This window comes from Saccharopolyspora hattusasensis (assembly GCF_050972075.1).
Classification (GTDB): domain Bacteria; phylum Actinomycetota; class Actinomycetes; order Mycobacteriales; family Pseudonocardiaceae; genus Saccharopolyspora; species Saccharopolyspora hattusasensis.
Genome location: NZ_JBPCDC010000001.1, coordinates 3,823,426 through 3,839,621 on the forward strand (window position 1 = coordinate 3,823,426; position 16,196 = coordinate 3,839,621).

The window sequence follows — 16,196 nt, forward strand, 5'->3', positions numbered from 1 at the left end:
GTTGCGATCATGGTGTGCGATCCTCGTTTGGGTGAGAAGGTTCCGAACCGCGTCCGGCCGGGTGTGCGGTGCGTAAGAGTCCTACCGTGCATCGACGGCGGCTGGGCAGCGAGTTGCGGCGGCTGCGCGAATCCGCGGGCCACACGCACCGCGAAGTCGCCGCCCACCTGGACTGCTCCCAGGGCAAGATCAGCCAGATCGAACTCGGCCGGGTGCCGGTGCGCACCTCCGACGTGCGGTTGATGGCCGAGTTCTACGGCGCCACCAGCGACCAGCTCTCGGCGCTGGTGGACCTCGCGCAGGATTCCAAGCAGCGCGGCTGGTGGCAGAAGTACCCGAGCACCGCGCAGCGGCCCGGCCTGCAGACCTACCTCGGCCTGGAGACCTCGGCGAAGGCGGTGAGCTGCTACGGCGCGGATCCGCTGCCGGAGCTGCTGCAGACCGCCGAGTACAGCCGGGCGCTGCTGACCGCGGGCGCGCAGGTCTACGACCCGGACGAGCTGCAGGAGCGACTGACGGTGATCTCTACCCGGCAGCAGCGGCTGCTCGGGGAGAACCCGCTGGAGCTGTGGGCGGTGCTCGACGAGTCCGCGCTGCGGCGCGCGGTCGGCGGCCAAGGGGTGATGCGCCAGCAGCTTGAGCACCTGGTGCTGCTGGGCTACCGGCGCAACGTGACCATCCAGGTGCTGCCGTTCCGCGGCGGCGGGCACCCGCTGATGGGCGACCGGATCGCGGTGTTCTCGTTCCCGGACGACGCCGACCCGCAGGTCGTGCACCTGGGCGACTCGGCGAACTCCCGGTTCCTGGACAAGGCCGAGGACACGGCGGACTACCTCAAGTCCTTCGAAAAGGTCTGCACCCAGGCCCTGAACCCCAAGGACTCCAGCGCCTTCATCTCCGCCATCGCCGACGAATCCTCGGCATAGGTCCGGCGAATCCCCGGCGTATGTCCGACGTAGGTCCGCCGTAGGCCGGCCGTAGGTCCGCAATTTCAATGGAAATCGAAGGTCCGATTTCCATTGAAATTGAAGTCCCCTGTGGACAACTCGGCGGAACCTGTGGATGGTTCGTCCGGAAACGGTGTGCGGGTGCGGACGCAGTCCACTGTGGTCTGGTCTGCGGGGAAGAAGGATTCGATGTGTCGCTTGCCGACACATCGATGGCCGGTTCCGCGACCGTGACATCCAGCGGGGTGCCGAAGACCGCCGTCATGCTGAAGAACGACAGCTCCCGGTCACCGTGGCGGAAGCGCAGCGGCACCAACGCGTACCCGGCCGCGAGCAGGAGGTTGTTGCGCTGCCGCAGCGGAACGTCCAGGTGTTCGCTGAGCCGCAGGATCTTCACGTGCCCGTCGGCGGAGGACCGGCAGAAACAGGTGCAGGGCCCCTTCCGGCCAACTCGGCGAAAGGGGCCCTGCACACGCTTCGAACGATCAGCCGAAGCGGCCGGAGATGTAGTCCTCCGTCGCCTTCTGGGTCGGGTTGGAGAAGATCTTGCCCGTCTCGTCGATCTCCACCAGCTGGCCCGGCTCGCCGACCGCGCGCAGGTTGAAGAACGCCGTCTGGTCGCTCACCCGCGCCGCCTGCTGCATGTTGTGGGTGACGATGACGATCGTGTAGTCCTGCTTCAGCTGCGAGATCAGGTCCTCGATCGCCAGCGTCGAGATCGGGTCCAGCGCCGAGCACGGCTCGTCCATCAACAGCACGTCCGGGCGCACCGCGATCGCCCGCGCGATGCACAGGCGCTGCTGCTGACCGCCGGAGAGGCCGCCGCCGGGCTTGCCGAGCCGGTCCTTGACCTCGTCCCACAGGTTCGCGCCGCGCAGCGCCCGCTCGGCGATGTCGTCGAGCTTCTTCTTGTTCTTCTCGCCCGCCAGCTTCAGCCCGGCCACCACGTTGTCCCGGATGGACATCGTCGGGAACGGGTTGGCCCGCTGGAAGACCATGCCGATGGTCTTGCGGACCTGCACCGGGTCCACGTCGCCGGCGTAGACGTCCTCGCCGTCGAGCAGCACCTTGCCCTCGACCCGCGAGCCCGGGATGACCTCGTGCATGCGGTTCAGCGAGCGCAACACTGTCGACTTGCCGCAACCGGACGGGCCGATGAACGCGGTGACGCTTCGGGCTGGGACCTGCAGGGTCACGTCCTGCACGGCGTGGAACTTGCCGTAGAACAGGTTCAGGTCCTTGATGTCGAGACGCTTGGCCATAGGTTCGGTCCCTACTTGGTCTTGATCGCGAACAGCTTGGACAGCAGCGACGCGACAAGGTTGATCAGCATGATGACGAGCACGAGGGTCAGCGCGGCGCCCCACATCCGGTAGTCACCGGCCACGGTTCCGGTGCTGCGCTCCATGTAGATCGCCAGCGGCAGCGACGCCATCTCGCCGCCGAAGAGGTTGAAGCTGATGGAGCTGGAGTAACCCACCAGGATCAGCAGCGGCGCGGTCTCGCCCAGCACGCGGGCGAGACCTAGCATCACGCCGGTGAGGATGCCGGACAGCGCGGTCGGCAGCACGATGCGCACGATGGTCTTCCACTTGGGGACCCCGAGCGCGTAGGACGCCTCGCGCAGCTCATCCGGCACGATCAGCAGCATCGTCTCGGTGACTCGCACGACCACCGGCAGCATCAGCAGCATCAGCGCCAACGCCACCGCGAAGCCGCTGCGGCTGAAGCCGAAGGTGGTGATCCACAGCGCGTAGATGAACAGGCCGGCCACGATCGACGGCAACCCGCTGAGGATGTCGACCATGAAGGTGGCGATCCGGGCGAACCGGGACTCCCGGCCGTACTCGATCAGGTAGACGCCGACCATGATGCCCAGCGGCACCGCGATGACCGCGCACACCAGTCCCTGCAGCAGGGTGCCTATCAGGGCGTGGTAGATGCCGCCGCCGAAGTCGTTGGGGAGCAGCCCGTTGAAGGAGTGCGTCCACCAGTCGACGCTGAGCAGCGGCTTGAGGCCCCGCTCCAGCAGCGTCCACAGCACCCACAGCAGCGGGACCACCGCGATCACGAACGCCGCGGCGAACAGCGTGGTGGCCAGGTTGTTCTTGAACTTCCGCCCGAAGCTGATCCGCTGGAACGCCGGTGGGGTGGCGAGCTGCTCCACGTCAGCGGTGTCGGTCCTCATGCTTTCCCCTTACCGCTGGTGCTCTCGATCCAGCGGGCGATCGCGTTCACCGCGAAGGTGATGACGAACAGCACCAGGCCGGCCGAGATGTAGGCGCCGACCTGCAGGTTGTTGTTGAACTCCCCGGAGCCGAGCGCGATCTTGGAGGCGAAGGTGGCACCGGCGTCGAAGACGCTGTAGTTCGGCGGGGCGGTGCTCATGCTCAGGATGATCGTCAGCGCGACGGTTTCGCCGAGCGCGCGCCCCAGACCGAGCATGGAACCGCCGATGAAGCCGTTGCGGCCGAACGGGAACACCGTCGTGCGCACCACTTCCCACTGGGTGGCGCCGAGCGCCAGGGCGCCCTCGATCTGCATGGTGGGGGTCCGCGAGAAGACTTCGCGGCTTACCCCGGTGATGGTCGGCAGGATCATCACGGCCAGCACGATGCCGGCGGTGAAGACGTTGGCGCCGGAGTCGGTTGGCGCGTTGCCGTTGGCGAAGACCGGGATCCAGCCGAGGTTCTCGTTCAGCCACACCGCGACCGGCTTGAGCACCGGCCCCAGCACCAGGTAGCCCCACAGGCCGTAGATCACCGACGGCACCGCGGCCAGCAGGTCGACGATGTAGGCGAACGGGCGGGCCAGGGTGCGCGACGCGTACTGGGTGAGGAACAGCGCGATGCCGCAGGCCACCGGCATCGCGATGACCAGTGCGACGACCGAGCTGGCCACCGTGATCCAGGCCAGGTCGATGATGCCGAAGCTCAGGTGGCTCGGGTTCGCGGTGTTCCACTCCCGGCTGAACAGGAAGTTCACCTGGTTGACCTGCAGCGCCGGGACGGCACGGATCAGCAGGAACACGCCGATGGCGGCGATGAGTGCGACCACGAAGGCGCCGGAGGCGGTCGCGACCGAGGAGAAGACCCGGTCGCCGATGCGGACCTTCTTGCCCGCGAAGGTATCGGGAGCGGAAATGGGAGCCTCCGGTCCGGAACTGGGCGCCGAAGCGCCCCGCGGGGCACCGGGTTCGGTATCCGCGGGGCGCAGATCGGCTCTCGTCGAGTCGGTCACTGCTGTTTGCAGCCTCTCACTTCGTCCGTTCGACTCTTGGTTCGCCCTGGTTAGGTGCGAACGGGGTTACTCACGAGATGGCGTTGACGGCAGTCAGGACCTTGCTCTTGAAGGACTCCGGCAGCGGGACGTAACCGGCCTTCTCCAGCTCCTGCGGGTTGGCGTTGGCGGCGACGGTCAGGAACGCCTTGACGGCCTTCGCGGTCTCCGCGTCGTAGCCCTTGGAGCAGACGATCTCGTAGGTGTTCAGGACGATCGGGTAGACGCCCGGGGCCTTGTTGCCGTAGATCGAGTCGAGGTTGACGCGCAGGTCGTTGCCCTCGCCCTTGATCTCGGCGTTCTCGATGGCCTTGCCGACGTTGGCGGTGGTCAGCTCGACCGGGCCGGCGCCGCTGTCGATCTTGGCGATGCCCAGGCCGAGGTTCTTCGGGAAGGACCACTCGACGTAGGTGATGCTGCCCTCGGTGGCCTTCACCGACTGCGCGACCTGGTCGCTGCCGTCGCGGCCCTGGCCGACGCCCGCCCCGCCCTGGAACTGCTTGCCCTTGCCGGTCCAGGCGCCGCCGGTGGCGGTGGTCAGGTACTTCTGGAAGTTCTCGGTGGTGCCCGACTCGTCGGAGCGGAAGAACGGCACGATGTCCTTGGCGGGCAGCTGCGCGTTCGGGTTCAGCGCCTTGATCGCCGGGTCGTCCCACTTCTTGATCTGGCCCTGGTAGATCTTGCCGATCACGTCGGCGTTGAGGGTCAGGTCGGTGACGCCGGGCAGGTTGTAGGAGATCGCGACCGGGCCGAAGACCATCGGCAGGTTCCAGGCCGGGTTGCCCTGGCAACGCTCGGCGGCCTTGGCGACCTCGCCCTTCTCTTCGCTCAGCGGCGAGTCCGAACCACCGAAGTCGATCTGGCCGGCGGTGAAGGCGGCGACGCCCTTGCCGGAGCCGGACTTCGTGTAGTTGAGCTGCTGGCCCTGGCACTTCAGGCCGTAGTCGCGGGCGAAGACGTCCATCGCGTTCTTCTGGGCCGAGGAGCCTTCCGCGGAGACCGGCTTGGTGCCGCAATCGACCTGGACACCGCCGAGGGCGGGGTTGCCGCCGCCCTGGGGGGCGTTCTGGTCGGAGCCGCAGCCGGCGAGCACGAGCGCGCCCGCGGCGAGAACGGCGAATGCAGCGCTGTGCCGCTTGATCTTCACTTCGTTCCTCCAGTTGGAAACCCTGCGGTTGCGCGGCCGAGCCCCGCGCGGGCCCGTGCTGTTGCCGCTCGACAGGGACGCTAAGGAGTCGGGGTGGACGATCGCCGCCATCGAAGTGAACGACAGGTGAACAAGGCACGCTAAGTAAGCAGGACCACATTCCGACAGGGGAAGACTGGCCCGGTTCCTAGATGATCTGGTGAGTCACGACTACATTTGGTCAGCGCCCAAATTGCACGTCCGTGTCCCATTTCTCGAATCCCAACCGCTGGTAGACCCTGATGGCGGGCGCGTTGTCACCCTCGACGTAAAGCATCACCTGGTGACAACCAGTGTCGCTGAGATGGCGCAACCCGGCCACCGTGAGTGATCGACCCAATCCTCCGCCCTGCGCATCGGGGTCGACGCCGACGACGTAGACCTCGCCCATGCCGCCCGGGTGGACCTTGGTCCAGTGGAAGCCCAGCAGCTCGTCGTCGCTGTTCACGGCGAGGAGGAACCCGGCGGGGTCGAACCACTCCTCGCGCTCCTTCGCGCGCAGGTCCTGCTCGGTCATGGCGCCCTGCTCCGGATGCCAGGAGAAGGCCCGGTGGTTGACCTCGACCACGGCGGCCTCGTCGCGGCCAGGCCGGAAGGTGCGGATCCACACGCCTTCGGCGGTCGCCACCTCGGGCAGCTCCGGCTCGGCGAGCTCCCGCCCCATCCGCCACAGCTCGCGGGGGCGGCTGAGGCCGTAGCGCTCGGCGAGTCGCACCGCGCCCGGGTGCTCGCCGTGCGACCAGATCCGCAGGCGGCCCAGGTCGGGGGCGGGTTCCGGGGAGAGCTCGGCGCGGTCCAGCAGCGCCTCGACCAGGCGGCCGCCGGCGCCCTTGCGGCGGTGGTCAGGGTGCACCGCCAGCTCGGCGACGAGCTGCCCGGCGGTTTTCTCGTGCTCGGTGTCCAGGTGCGCGTATCCGATGAGGATGCTGCCGGCGTCGCGCACCACGAAGTGCTCGGAACGCACGTCGGCCTGCACCGGCTCGATCTGGTGGACGACGTCCCGGTGCGCCTTCAGCCGCAAGATCACGTGCTCGCCGACCGGGGCCACCCCGTCGGCCTGCTCGGTCTTGTCGAGCAGGGCCATGACCTCGGCCGCTTCACTGCTGTCCAGTCCATTTCGCCAAGTCAGCTGCACGCCCTCGACGTTACCCACGAACCTTGCGGTCGATGCGATCGGAACGCTAAGACTTGTCCTCGAACTCCGTCCTTGGCACCGGCAGCGCCGGTTGCGCACGTGGGCTTCGACAGCGGACATCTTCAGGAGCAACGCGTGACTGAACTTCGCCGGCGGCTGACCACCGCCGACGCGGTGGTGATCGGCCTCTCCGCCATGATCGGAGCGGGCCTGTTCAGCGCCTTCGCCCCGGCCGCCGAGGCGGCCGGACCGGCGCTGATCATCGGCCTGGGCGTCGCAGCGATCATCGCCTTCTGCAACGCAAGCAGCTCTGCGGCGCTCGCGGCGAAATACCCGGCGGCGGGCGGCACCTACGTCTACGGCCGCGAACGCCTCGGTCCGTTCTGGGGCTACCTCGCGGGCTGGGGCTTCGTGCTCGGAAAAACGGCCTCGTGCGCGGCGATGGCCCTGACCGCCGCCGAGTACCTCGCCCCCGCCGCCCCCAAGCCCGTCGCAGCGGCGTTCGCCGCGGCTCTGGGCGCGGTGAACTACGTCGGCGTCACCCGCACCGCCAAGCTCGCTCGCGTCCTGCTCGCGCTGACGCTCGCGGCGCTCGCGTGCACGCTGCTCGCGGTGTGGCTCGGTGGCGCCTCGGCCGCCGCCTCGGCGTCCCCGCCGCCTGTGCCGCTGGGCGTCCTGCAGTCCGCCGGGCTGCTGTTCTTCGCGTTCGCGGGCTACGCCCGCATCGCGACGCTCGGCGAAGAAGTCCGCGACCCGCAGCGCACGATCCCCCGCGCGATCCCGATCGCGCTCGGGATCGTGGTGTGCCTCTACGTCGTGGTGGCCGTCTCGCTGCTGGTGGCGCTCGGCCCGGCGGGCCTCGCGGCGTCGTCGGCTCCGCTGGCCGATGCGGTTCGGGCCGGCGGGTTGTCGCAGCTGGCGCCGGTTGCGGTGTTCGGTGCCGGCGTTGCTGCGCTGGGCGCGTTGCTCGCGCTGCTCGCCGGCGTGGGCCGGACGGCGTTGGCGATGGCCCGGGAGCGCGATCTGCCGGCCCCGTTGGCGGCGGTGCATCCGCGCTTCGCGACTCCGCACCGCGCGGAGCTGGTGGTCATCGTGGCGGTCGTGGCGCTGGTGCTCGTCACGGATCTGCGGGGAGCGATCGGGTTCTCGTCGTTCGGGGTGCTGGTGTACTACGCGATCGCCAACGCCTCGGCGTTCACCCTGCCCCGCGACCAGCGCTGGTTCCCGCGCGCGCTGCCGGTGCTCGGGTTCGTCGGTTGCGTGGTCCTCGCGTTCGCGCTGCCCTGGACCGCGGTGCTCAGCGGCATCGCATGCTTCGCCATCGGCGCCGCCGTCTGGGCCTGGCGCCACCGCTCCAAACCTTGACGCCGCGATCATCGACGCCCGGCACCGTCACCCGGGGCCGGCGCAATTTCGCGAGAAATTGACCGTCACCCGGGTGAACGTCGATTTCTCGCGAAATCGCGCCCTGGGCTGTGACGATCCCGGATGAGTCCCGAATTCACCCGAATCGGGAGTCCGACCACACGAAGATCGTTCGCCAATTTTCCGGGCAAGATCGGAAAAACTCTCACTTCAGACGAAGATCAACAATTCGCCGGGAATCTCCCGAAAGGCGCAAAGGCACCTCCGGCCGGGGTGGCCGGAGGTGCCTCGCGGGTGGATCAGTACGCGTCGGCCGTCTCGTATTCGGCGGCCTCGAACTCCGCCCCCTCCAGCTCGGCCTGCTCCGCGGCCACCCGGCCTCCGTGGCGGTTCGGGCGGACGAACTTGTAGCCGACGTTGCGGACCGTGCCGATCATCGAGTCGTGCTCCGGGCCGAGCTTCGCGCGCAGCCGCCGCACGTGGACGTCGACGGTGCGGGTGCCGCCGAAGAAGTCGTAACCCCACACCTCCTGCAGCAGCTGGGCCCGGGTGAACACCCGGCCCGCGTGCTGAGCGAGGTACTTGAGCAGCTCGAACTCCTTGTAGGTGAGCTCCAGTGCCCGCCCCTTCAGCCGCGCGGTGTAGGTCGCTTCCTCGATCACCAGGTCACCGACGCGCAGCGAACCGTCGCCGCTGGTACCGGAGCTGTTGCGGCGCGAGACCAGCAGCCGCAGGCGGGCGTCGATCTCGGCCGGTCCGGTGGTCGGCAGCAGGATGTCGTCGACCCCCCACTCGGCGCTGATCGTGACCAGCCCGCCCTCGTTGACCAGCGCGACCACCGGCACGTCCCCGGCCGCCAGCAAGCGGCACAGGTCGCGCGCACCGGCCAGGTCGTTGCGGGCGTCGACGACGATCACGTCGTGCGCGCCGCCGGAGAGGAGCGCGCCGGGGTCGGCGGGCAGGGTGCGGACCCGGTGCGGCAGCAGGGCCAGCGAGGGCAACACCGCCTCGCAGTCTTCTTCGCTGGTCAGCAGCAGCAGCTCGGAGCTCATCTTCAACGGCCTCCGTTTCCCAAGGCTAGAAACACCGACGACCGGTGGGAGAGTGGCCATCCGCACGGAAGCGGATGACTCGGCGTCGTTGCCTGTGGATGACAAGGAGAATAACCGAAATGCGGCGGAAAAACCCAGGTCCAACCGGCGGCATCACATTTATGAACGGCAGGCGACCATTTGTTACGGGCATGTGTCACGTGCGCCGGGTCGCACTCGCCGCCGCCGACGGCACGCCGCTGCGCGGGCTGCTCTACCCCGGCCCCGGGCTCCCCGCAGACCTCGGTTTCGTCGTGGGTCACGGCTTCACCAACCACGTCCGCAAGCCTTACGTGCGGCGGGTGCTGGAGCGGCTGGCCGCTCACGCCCCGGTGCTCGCGGTCGACTTCCGCGGCCACGGCCGTTCCGGTGGCCGCACCACCGTCGGCCCGGCGGAGGCGTTGGACATCGCCGCGGCCGTCGAGCGCCTCCGCGAGCTCGGCTGCCGCAAGATCGTCACCGTCGGGTTCTCGCTGGGCGGCTCGGTGGTGCTCCGCCACGCGGCACTGTCCGCACCGCCGGACGCGGTGATCTCGGTGAGCAGCCCGGCGCGCTGGTGGGTCCGCGACACGCCCGCGATGCGCAGGGTGCACTGGCTGCTCGAGCAGCCGCACGGCAGGTGGAGCGCCCGGCTGCTCGGCGTCCGCCTCGCCCCGCCGTGGCCGGACGTGCCGGTCTCGCCGATCGAGCTGGTTCCGCGCATCCAGGTTCCACTACTGATCGTGCACGGTGACGAGGATCACTACTTCCCGGTGGCCGACGCAGTCGCGCTCAGCGAGGCAGGAGGGGGCGCGTTGTGGCTGGAACCGGGCATGCGACACGCCGAGAGCGCGACCAGCCCCGAACTGGTGGACCGCATCGCCGGGTGGGCTGCCGATACAGTGGGGCAACCCGATCGTGGTGGTCGCTAGCGCTCCACGGATAACCGCCGGCCATCCTGCCCTGCCCTGCCCTGCCCCGACCAGAACGGACCGCTCGGTGAAGAAGCTCGCCATCGCCCTCGTGATCACCGTCGGCCTCCTGGTGGGTGCCGACTTCGGGGCCGCAGCGATTGCCGAGTACCAGGTGTCGAAGAAAGTCGCCGAGCAGCTCAAGCTGCGCGAGAACCCCGACGTGCGGATCAACGGCTTCCCGTTCCTCACCCAGGCCATCGCCGGGAACTACCGCGACGTGCAGCTGGCGGCCAACGCCGTGCAGGTCGGGAAGCTCAACGAGGTCGGCATCGAAGCGGACCTGCACGGCGCCCGGGTGTCCACCGCCGACGTGCTGTCCGGGACGGCTGACCACTTCACCGTCGACCAGCTGGTCGCCCGGGTGAAGCTGAAGGCCTCCGACATCGCCCGGCTGATCGGCATCCAGGATCTGACGATCGAGCCAGCGCAGAAGGACGCGCTGGCCGACGACGATGGCAACGTCAGCAGCGCGGACGAGCAGCTCACCGCGGGCACCGACGACACCAAGGCCGTGGTTCAGCTGGACGGCACCGTGAACATCGCCGGCTCCGACAACAAGGTGCGGGTGATCGCGGTGTTGTCGCTGGTCAACGGCAAGATGCAGATCGAGCCGCGGAAGCTGGACCTGAACAACAGCGCGCTGGGCCGGATCGAGCTGCCGAAGCTGTTCGAGCAGTCGGTGCTCAAACAGTTCAGCACCGCCCTCGACCCCGGCGTGCTGCCGTTCGAGATCAACCCGACCGCGGTGCGCGTCGAGCGGGGCGCGCTGGTCGTCGAGGGGACCGCTGAAAACGTGACCGTCAGCTCCAGCGGGGTGAGCACCGGGTGAACGCGGGCACCTGGGCACTGCTGATCGCCGTCGTCGTCGCCTTGGTTTTCGGCGTGGTGTGGCAGGCCCGGGAGGGCAAGGTACGTGCGACGACCGGGGAGGGGAACGTGTTGGACAAGCTTCCCGAGGGCCTGCGCCAGCGGCTCGCCGACGCCCCGGACGACGACGCGAAGGTGACGCTGCTGCAGCTGTCGACGACCTTCTGCGCGCCGTGCCGGCACACCCGCATCCTGCTGGCCGACTTTGTCCGGCGCACCGACGGCGTGCGCCACGTGGAGGTCGACCTCACGGATCACCCGGAGTGGTCGACGCCGCTGCGGGTGCACCGCACCCCTACGACGCTCGTGCTGGACGGCGCGGGCCGGGAGCTGTTCCGCGTCGGCGGCGTCCCGCGCCGCGACGAACTCGCCACCGCCCTCCAACCGCACCTGGCATGAGGGTTCGGGGCGAACGGACCGTTCGCCCCGATAGAAGAAGCAAACAGGCCGTTCGCACCACCCCACACCGCACATCCCCACCCCAGCGACATGAAGCGAACGGACCGTTCACGCCGATAGAGGAGGTGAGCAGTCCGTTCGCGCCACCTGCACCCCGACCGGCGTCTCACTTAGTGAACAACCTTCCCGCCGATCGGTCTAGCCGGTAACCTCCGAGCCGTGCATGTACTGCTGACCCGGAGGCGCGCGGTGGATCTTTGCCGCGTGGGTAGCAGCCTGTGTTGCGGGCACTGACCGGGCGGTAGTACGTCTTGCACCTTGCGCGGCTCATGCCCCGGTCTGGGTGCGTCCGAACCCGCCTGACGGACTCGGCAGTCGAAGTCCACTAGTCAGGAGGCCCCATGTCTGCCGCAACACTCGACCCGCGCGGTGTCCGCTTCACCGCCGCGATGACCAGCGCGATCCTCGCGCTCGGGCTGGTCACCACCAGCTGGCGGGTGCTCGCCACGCAGCTGGTGTTGTTCGGGATGTGCGCATTCATCGGAATGCGGCTCAACCCGTGGGGTTTCGTGTACCGGCAGGCAGTGCAACCGCGCCTCGCGCCGATCGACCGGGCCGAGTGGGAAGATCCGGCACCGGTCCGGTTCTCCCAGGGCGTCGGTTTCGCCTTCGCCCTGGTGGCCACCGTCGGCTACGCCGCGGAGTGGACTGCCCTGGGCATCGTCGCGAACACGCTCGCCCTAGTCGCGGCGCTGCTCAACGCGGTGTTCGGATACTGCCTCGGCTGCCAGATGTACCTGTTGCTCCGGCGCGCCGCCCCTGTCGGAGCGTCCACGTCAGACACCTGCTGAACCACCGAAGATCAACGAAGGAGTCGCTCGATGAGCCGCGCAGAGGTCCTGGTTTCCACCGAGTGGGCCGAACAGAACCTGAACACCGCCGGCGTGGTGTTCGCCGAGGTGGACGAGGACACCACCGCCTACGACGGCGGGCACATCCCGGGCGCCATCAAGCTGGACTGGAAGAACGAGCTCCAGGACCACGTCCGCCGCGACTTCGTCAACCGCGAGGGCTTCGAGAAGCTGCTGTCCGCCAAGGGGATCAGCAACGACGACACGGTGATCCTGTACGGCGGCAACAACAACTGGTTCGCCGCGTACGCCTACTGGTACTTCAAGCTGTACGGGCACGGCGACGTCAAGCTGCTCGACGGCGGCCGCAAGAAGTGGGAGCTCGACGGCCGCGAGCTCACCAAGGACGAGCCGAACAAGGCTGCCACCACCTACCAGGCTCAGGAGCCGGACACCTCGATCCGGGCGTTCCGGGACGAGGTCGTGGACGCGATCGGCAACAAGAACCTGGTCGACGTCCGCTCGCCCGACGAGTTCGCGGGCAAGCTGCTGGCCCCGGCGCACCTGCCGCAGGAGTCGGCGCAGCGCGCCGGCCACATCCCGTCGGCGATCAACGTGCCGTGGAGCAAGGCCGCGAACGAGGACGGCACCTTCAAGTCCGACGACGAACTCGCGGAGATCTACGGGGAAGCCGGGCTCGACACGGCGAAGGAAACCATCGCCTACTGCCGTATCGGCGAGCGTTCCTCGCACACCTGGTTCGTGCTCCGCGAACTGCTGGGCAACACCAACGTCAAGAACTACGACGGATCGTGGACCGAGTACGGCTCGCTGGTCGGCGTCCCGATCGCGAACCCGGCCGAAGAGGCCAAGAACTGACGAACCCGGTAGCTGGCAGGGACCGTGAGCGGTTTTCGGTGCTCTAGCGCCCGAAAACGCTCACGGGAACCGAACCGCAGTTGCAGGGACCGAAGAACGAGATCGAGGAGCGTTGAGCATGAGCGGATGCGGAGCGCCGCAACAGTCGGGCACGGCGGTCGCCGAGGACACCGACCAGGTCGTCGTGACGGGCAAGGTACGTGCCGGACACCAGCCGGTCGGCGGGGCTTTCGTCCGCCTGCTGGACTCCTCCGGCGAGTTCACCGCGGAGGTCGTGTCCTCCCCGGAGGGTGGCTTCACCTTCTACGCCGCCCCCGGCGCCTGGACGGTCCGAGCCCTCCACCGCGACGGCAAGGGCCAGGCAGACGTCACCACTTCCGGCCCAGGCGTCCACGCGGTGGACATCGCGGTCGCCTGACCAAACTGGATTTTCCGAGGTGAAGGGCACCTCTGGGCGACTTGCTCGCTGAAAGGCGACTTGCTCGCTCAGAGGTGCCCTTCGCGCTTCCGCGTGATCGGGATCGCTTCGGTCAGCTGGTGGTCTTGGCGCGAAGGAGAGCGAAGGCCCGCTCGTCGCGGTCCTGGGAGCGCGGGTCGGAATCCTCCCGGCAGCCGACCGTCGTGAAGTCCACGACTTCCCAGCCGGTGCGGTCGAACAGCCGCCGCAGGCCCGTCTCGCTGAAGATCCAGAAGTTCGTCGCGTCGTTGTTGGCCTCAGCCGGGTCCAGCAGGTACGCCACCGGCTGCTGCTGGATCCGGGTGCCGTCCGGCGCGACCTGCGCGATCCGGGTCGACACGAAGCACAGGTCGGCGTGCTTGGCCAGCTGCTCCAGCACGAAGAACGGGTTCTTCAGGTGGTAGAGCAGCCCGAGGAAGAACACCGCGCCGTAGCGCTCGGCGGGCATCCGGAACTGCGAGTCCAGGTCGATCTCGTGCACCTGCACGCCGGAGCCCAGTTCCTCGACGAGCCGCCGGGCGCCGCGCAGCCCGTTGAAGTTCGTCGGGCCGTTGTCGATCACGTCCACCTGGCAGCCCAGCTCGGCCTCCAGGAAGAACCCGAAGTCGCCGTCGGCCGCGCCGATGTCCGCGACGCGGGTGCCCGCGATCCGGTCGAACACCGACCGCTGCTCGCCGGTCAGCAGCGCGTCCAGGTGGAAGATGTTCGCCATCGTGTCGTACGGGTACCAACCGAAGTCGGCCGGCGCGATCTTGCCCTTGCGCGCCAGCAGGTCCTCGCGGAAGGTCAGCGCGCGCTCGCGCAACGTCTCGAAGTCCATGTGATTCCCGTCCCTGCTATCGGTTCGGCGCAGTTCGGCGCGGTACCCGCCGCAGATCATGCCCGACGCCACACTCCGCGCGGGCGTCGCGGTGGTTATCCTTTCCGCGTGGAACTTATCGACTTCCTGCACTACGGCCTCGTCACCCTCGTCGGGCTCGCCGCGGTCGCCACCGTCTGGTTCGCCGGCTACGTGGTGTACCGCCTGTACAGCGACTGATCCGGCGCGACCGGTAACCTCGACGCGATGACTGCTACGCCGAACGAACCACAGCGCGGCAGCGGCGATGCCGCAGTCGCCGCGGCTGCGGAGCGCGCCAAGCACACCCGGCACCGCAACGTGCCGGAGTTCAACGATCTGCCTGGGCCCGGCGACACCGCCAACCTGCGAATGGGCCCGTCGCTGAATGACGCCTGCCTCGCGCTGCTGCCGCTGGTCGGCGTGTGGCGCGGCGAGGGCGAGGCATCGCACCCTTCGCTCGACAAGCCGTACCGCTTCATCCAGCAGGTCACCCTCGCGCACGACGGCCGCCCGTTCCTGACCTACGAGAGCCGCGCGTGGTGCCTGGACGGCGAGGGCGGCAAGGTCGTCGCGCCCGCGTTCCGCGAGGTCGGCTTCTGGCGCCCGCAGGCGGACGACACGATCGAACTGCTGATCTTGCACGAGACCGGCGTCGCCGAGATGTTCTTCGGCAAGCCGCAGAGCCAGACCACCTGGCAGTTCGGCACCGACGCGGTGCTGCGCACGCCGACCAGCGAGGACGTCGCCGCGGCCAGCCGGCTGTACGGCGTCGTCGAGGGCTCGCTGGCCTACGTTGAAGAGCGCGCCACCTCGGAGCACGAGCTGCAGCCGCGCCTTTCCGCGAAGCTCGACCGCATCGTCGGCTGAGCCAGGCGCAGATCCGCCGTTCCTGTCAGACCCCCCGGTTAGATTTCGACGCAATCGAGCTACGAAACCTGAGGTGGGCGAAGCATGACCAGCACCCTGACCGACGAGCGCGCCGACATCCTGGAACTCCTGCAAGCGCACCGCGGCTTCCTGCGGCACACGGTGAAGGACCTGACCGACGAGCAGGCCCGCCTGCGGCCAACCGAGAGCGACCTGTGCCTCGGTGGGCTGATCAAGCACGTGACCGCGGTCGAGCTGAACTGGGCCGACTTCATCCGCAACGGCCGCGCGTTCGACGCCTACGACGAGGCGGCGTTCGCCAAGCAGGCGGCGACCTTCCACCCGACCGACGAGGAAACGCTGGACGTGCTGCTGGCGGAGTACGAGAAGGTGGCGGCGCGGACCGACGAGATCGTCGCGTCTTTGCCGGACCTGGACCTCTCCCACCAGCTGCCGGACGCCCCGTGGCAGGAGGAGAAGGGCAAGCGCTGGACGGTGCGGCGGGTGCTGCTGCACATCGCGGCGGAGACCGCGCAGCACGCGGGCCACGCCGACATCATCCGCGAGACCATCGACGGCCAGAAGACGATGGGCTGACCAGGGAAGTCAGGTTAGGGTCGGCGTCCGGGGTCCGGATAGGGGTCCGGGGCCCGGGTCGGGGGCCCGGGTCGGGGGCCCGGGTCGGGGGCCCGGGTCGGGGGCCGGGGCCCGGGTCGGGGGCCGAGGTCCGGGTCGGGGGCCGAGGTCCGGGTCGGGGGCCGAGGTCCGGGTCGGGGGCCGAGGTCCGGGTCGGGGGCCGAGGTCCGGGTCGGGGGCCGAGGTCCGGGTCGGGGGCCGAGGTCCGGGTCGGGGGCCGAGGTCCGGGTCGGGGGCCGAGGTCCGGGTCGGGGGCCGAGGTCCGGGTCGGGGGCCGAGGTCCGGGTCGGGGGCCGAGGTCCGGGTCGGGGGCCGAGGTCCGGGTCGGGGGCCGAGGTCCGGGTCGGGGGCCGAGGTCCGGGTCGGGGGCCGAGGTCCGGGTCGGGGGCCGAGGTCCGGGTCGGGGGCCGAGGTCCGGGTCGGGGGCCGAGGTCCGGGTCGGG

General features: G+C 69.0%; 18 protein-coding genes. 11 read left to right on the top strand and 7 right to left on the bottom strand.

What is annotated here, in order from left to right:
- Positions 1–68 precede the first annotated feature (68 nt).
- Positions 69–926: a helix-turn-helix domain-containing protein gene (locus ACRXBZ_RS17900; protein ID WP_433880058.1), complete on the top strand. Its 858-nt coding sequence runs from the start codon at positions 69–71 to the stop codon at positions 924–926.
- Between the two features lie 506 nt (positions 927–1,432).
- Here ACRXBZ_RS17900 and pstB read toward each other — a convergent pair.
- From pstB to mshD, 5 genes are all read right to left on the bottom strand, one after another.
- On the bottom strand, positions 1,433–2,209 hold the full coding sequence (pstB, locus tag ACRXBZ_RS17905) for a phosphate ABC transporter ATP-binding protein PstB (protein WP_168585711.1): 777 nt from the start codon (positions 2,207–2,209) through the stop codon (positions 1,433–1,435).
- 11 nt (positions 2,210–2,220) lie between these two features.
- Positions 2,221–3,135 (bottom strand): phosphate ABC transporter permease PstA, encoded by a 915-nt coding sequence (gene pstA / locus ACRXBZ_RS17910; protein WP_433880059.1) that lies wholly within the window; start codon positions 3,133–3,135, stop codon positions 2,221–2,223.
- Positions 3,132–4,091, bottom strand: a complete 960-nt coding sequence (gene pstC / locus ACRXBZ_RS17915) for a phosphate ABC transporter permease subunit PstC (RefSeq protein ID WP_246869150.1) — start codon at positions 4,089–4,091, stop codon at positions 3,132–3,134. Before pstC ends, pstA begins: the two co-directional genes overlap by 4 nt.
- 166 nt (positions 4,092–4,257) lie before the next feature.
- Positions 4,258–5,373, bottom strand: coding sequence for a phosphate ABC transporter substrate-binding protein PstS (pstS, locus tag ACRXBZ_RS17920; RefSeq protein ID WP_433880060.1), 1,116 nt, complete (start codon positions 5,371–5,373; stop codon positions 4,258–4,260).
- A gap of 220 nt (positions 5,374–5,593) precedes the next feature.
- On the bottom strand, positions 5,594–6,541 hold the full coding sequence (gene mshD, locus ACRXBZ_RS17925) for a mycothiol synthase (protein WP_433883908.1): 948 nt from the start codon (positions 6,539–6,541) through the stop codon (positions 5,594–5,596).
- A 141-nt stretch (positions 6,542–6,682) separates the two neighbouring features.
- On the opposite strand from mshD, the gene ACRXBZ_RS17930 reads away from it, so the two are divergent.
- A complete protein-coding gene (locus tag ACRXBZ_RS17930; protein ID WP_433880061.1) occupies positions 6,683–7,912 on the top strand; it encodes an APC family permease in 1,230 nt (409 codons plus the stop codon).
- Positions 7,913–8,211: 299 nt separating this feature from the next.
- Here the strand turns inward: ACRXBZ_RS17930 and ACRXBZ_RS17935 are convergent, their stop codons facing one another.
- Positions 8,212–8,964: a winged helix-turn-helix transcriptional regulator gene (locus ACRXBZ_RS17935; RefSeq protein ID WP_168585717.1), complete on the bottom strand. Its 753-nt coding sequence runs from the start codon at positions 8,962–8,964 to the stop codon at positions 8,212–8,214.
- A gap of 191 nt (positions 8,965–9,155) precedes the next feature.
- Between ACRXBZ_RS17935 and ACRXBZ_RS17940 the strand changes: the two genes are divergently transcribed.
- The 7 genes from ACRXBZ_RS17940 to ACRXBZ_RS17970 all read left to right on the top strand — a co-directional run bounded on the left by ACRXBZ_RS17940 (position 9,156) and on the right by ACRXBZ_RS17970 (position 13,370).
- A complete protein-coding gene (locus ACRXBZ_RS17940) occupies positions 9,156–9,914 on the top strand; it encodes an alpha/beta hydrolase (protein ID WP_168585718.1) in 759 nt (252 codons plus the stop codon).
- 67 nt (positions 9,915–9,981) lie between these two features.
- Positions 9,982–10,785, top strand: a complete 804-nt coding sequence (locus ACRXBZ_RS17945; protein WP_433880062.1) for an LmeA family phospholipid-binding protein — start codon at positions 9,982–9,984, stop codon at positions 10,783–10,785.
- A complete protein-coding gene (locus tag ACRXBZ_RS17950; protein WP_433880063.1) occupies positions 10,782–11,222 on the top strand; it encodes a TlpA family protein disulfide reductase in 441 nt (146 codons plus the stop codon). Before ACRXBZ_RS17945 ends, ACRXBZ_RS17950 begins: the two co-directional genes overlap by 4 nt.
- A 219-nt stretch (positions 11,223–11,441) precedes the next feature.
- Entirely contained in the window at positions 11,442–11,516 is a 75-nt protein-coding gene (locus ACRXBZ_RS17955) for a putative leader peptide (protein WP_350945149.1), read from the top strand.
- Positions 11,517–11,623: 107 nt separating this feature from the next.
- Positions 11,624–12,073 (top strand): DUF4395 domain-containing protein, encoded by a 450-nt coding sequence (locus ACRXBZ_RS17960; RefSeq protein WP_433880064.1) that lies wholly within the window; start codon positions 11,624–11,626, stop codon positions 12,071–12,073.
- A 30-nt stretch (positions 12,074–12,103) separates the two neighbouring features.
- The gene (locus ACRXBZ_RS17965) at positions 12,104–12,952 is read left to right on the top strand and encodes a sulfurtransferase (protein WP_433880065.1); all 849 of its coding nucleotides are present in this window, start codon (positions 12,104–12,106) and stop codon (positions 12,950–12,952) included.
- Between the two features lie 118 nt (positions 12,953–13,070).
- Positions 13,071–13,370 (top strand): DUF1416 domain-containing protein, encoded by a 300-nt coding sequence (locus ACRXBZ_RS17970; RefSeq protein WP_433880066.1) that lies wholly within the window; start codon positions 13,071–13,073, stop codon positions 13,368–13,370.
- Between the two features lie 112 nt (positions 13,371–13,482).
- Here the strand turns inward: ACRXBZ_RS17970 and ACRXBZ_RS17975 are convergent, their stop codons facing one another.
- The gene (locus ACRXBZ_RS17975) at positions 13,483–14,289 is read right to left on the bottom strand and encodes a methyltransferase domain-containing protein (protein ID WP_433880067.1); all 807 of its coding nucleotides are present in this window, start codon (positions 14,287–14,289) and stop codon (positions 13,483–13,485) included.
- A gap of 186 nt (positions 14,290–14,475) precedes the next feature.
- Between ACRXBZ_RS17975 and ACRXBZ_RS17980 the strand changes: the two genes are divergently transcribed.
- Together ACRXBZ_RS17980 and ACRXBZ_RS17985 are read left to right on the top strand one after the other, a co-directional pair.
- Complete coding sequence (locus ACRXBZ_RS17980) at positions 14,476–15,117, top strand: heme-binding beta-barrel domain-containing protein (RefSeq protein ID WP_433880068.1); 642 nt, start codon at positions 14,476–14,478, stop codon at positions 15,115–15,117.
- An 84-nt stretch (positions 15,118–15,201) separates the two neighbouring features.
- Positions 15,202–15,714, top strand: coding sequence for a DinB family protein (locus ACRXBZ_RS17985; protein ID WP_433880069.1), 513 nt, complete (start codon positions 15,202–15,204; stop codon positions 15,712–15,714).
- The last annotated feature ends 482 nt before the right edge of the window (positions 15,715–16,196 follow it).

Excerpts from the sequence above, each read along its gene's own strand:
- pstB (WP_168585711.1), bottom strand. The coding sequence starts at position 2,209 with ATGGCCAAGCGTCTCGACATCAAGGACCTGAACCTGTTCTACGGCAAG.
- pstA (WP_433880059.1), bottom strand. The coding sequence starts at position 3,135 with ATGAGGACCGACACCGCTGACGTGGAGCAGCTCGCCACCCCACCGGCG.
- ACRXBZ_RS17935 (WP_168585717.1), bottom strand. The coding sequence starts at position 8,964 with ATGAGCTCCGAGCTGCTGCTGCTGACCAGCGAAGAAGACTGCGAGGCG.
- ACRXBZ_RS17940 (WP_168585718.1), top strand. The coding sequence starts at position 9,156 with ATGTGTCACGTGCGCCGGGTCGCACTCGCCGCCGCCGACGGCACGCCG.
- ACRXBZ_RS17960 (WP_433880064.1), top strand. The coding sequence starts at position 11,624 with ATGTCTGCCGCAACACTCGACCCGCGCGGTGTCCGCTTCACCGCCGCG.
- ACRXBZ_RS17965 (WP_433880065.1), top strand. The coding sequence starts at position 12,104 with ATGAGCCGCGCAGAGGTCCTGGTTTCCACCGAGTGGGCCGAACAGAAC.
- ACRXBZ_RS17970 (WP_433880066.1), top strand. The coding sequence starts at position 13,071 with ATGAGCGGATGCGGAGCGCCGCAACAGTCGGGCACGGCGGTCGCCGAG.
- ACRXBZ_RS17975 (WP_433880067.1), bottom strand. The coding sequence starts at position 14,289 with ATGATCTGCGGCGGGTACCGCGCCGAACTGCGCCGAACCGATAGCAGG.
- ACRXBZ_RS17980 (WP_433880068.1), top strand. The coding sequence starts at position 14,476 with ATGACTGCTACGCCGAACGAACCACAGCGCGGCAGCGGCGATGCCGCA.
- ACRXBZ_RS17985 (WP_433880069.1), top strand. The coding sequence starts at position 15,202 with ATGACCAGCACCCTGACCGACGAGCGCGCCGACATCCTGGAACTCCTG.